At 45.8% G+C, this 1333-nt stretch carries 1 protein-coding gene; it reads left to right on the forward strand.

What is annotated here, in order from left to right:
- Positions 1 to 110 precede the first annotated feature (110 nt).
- The gene (locus RJ60_RS06025; protein ID WP_103134249.1) at positions 111 to 695 is read left to right on the forward strand and encodes a S8 family serine peptidase; all 585 of its coding nucleotides are present in this window, start codon (positions 111 to 113) and stop codon (positions 693 to 695) included.
- The last annotated feature ends 638 nt before the right edge of the window (positions 696 to 1333 follow it).

Raw genomic sequence — 1333 nt, forward strand, 5'->3', positions numbered from 1 at the left:
ATCCGCCGTTGGCCGTGAAAGGTTAATGGAGAACTGCATCTCACAGCGCATAGCGGTTCTTACGGGCGAGATCCCGCACAGGAACACTGCGGGATGACAGAACGGAGGGCATGAACACGATCCCAAACAGAAGCAAGGGCAGACTCACTGAGGTACAATACTTTCCTTTTCCGTCATGCTATTTCAACCTTCAGGTCATCCTCGACAATGTTCCTGGTCAGGATCACGGTCTTTCTCGAAAAAGGGACGTAGAACTGACCGCCCCCGGTGTAAGCATATTGAGCACTATTCCCGGAGGCGGCCATGCCTATTACAGCGGGACTTCTATGGCTTCGCCTCATGTTGCTGGAGCGGCAGCGCTTGTTCTTGCCGCAAACCCGACACTGACTAACGTAGAGATTAGATCCATACTTCAACATACGGCAGAAAATCTGGGACTAAAACAGAAACATGAGGGATACGGGCTTGTCAGAGTCGATCTAGCAGTTAAAAGTGCGTCGGGAGTCACTCCTGAACCCGATCCTGATCCAGATCCGGAACCCGGTACTTCGATCACAGTGTCTAGTGTCGATTATTCGTTAAGCAAGAATCTCAAACATATTTACGTTTCTGTGCAGCTTGATCCAGCTGTGGTCGGAGCAAGTGTTTCGATAGCAGTCTACCTTAACGGAGGCAGCTCACCATACTCTACTTGAACAATCACGACAGACACGGCGGGTGTTGCTAAATTTACCGTTGTCAATGCGCCGTGGGACTTATTCGACTGTGGTCACGGATGTCACAAGAAGCGGTTATGAATGGGGTGGTGTATTCCCGAACAACTCTTATAAGAAGAAATAAGAGCCTGTGAGGGGAAATATTCAGGCAAGGTGAAGAATTGAATTGCAGGGAAAACTTATGAGCATGGTAATTAAGACATGTATTTTGGCTACAATGAATTCCAAATGAGTCATTTATACTTCTTCTGACTAATGAAGCCGAGATAGCCTGGCCATAAGATACCCGTCACAGGTACTCTAACTGAAGGAGTTTTCTAATGCACAATATTCTCTTTCTGAATAGTATAGGCGAAGACCCCAGGTACATTCGGTGCAACAGTCTCAGGAATCAGTCCTTGAAACTCAGCGATGTACTTCCCGTTGGCCTAAACTTAATTAAAAATCGTGACAAAATAGACCACAGTAACGACCCACGTTTTTCGAGACCGAATAGCACAATTCTCTGGTTGATCATGTTAATCTGACATTCTCATTGGTTCATCAGCAACAAAACACGACTGTACTCACCTTTGTTCTGATCTAAGGATATTGTCAAACTACAATTCATAAATAAT

The sequence above is a fragment of the Mesotoga sp. B105.6.4 genome, assembly GCF_002896535.1.
Taxonomy (GTDB): Bacteria; Thermotogota; Thermotogae; order Petrotogales; family Kosmotogaceae; genus Mesotoga.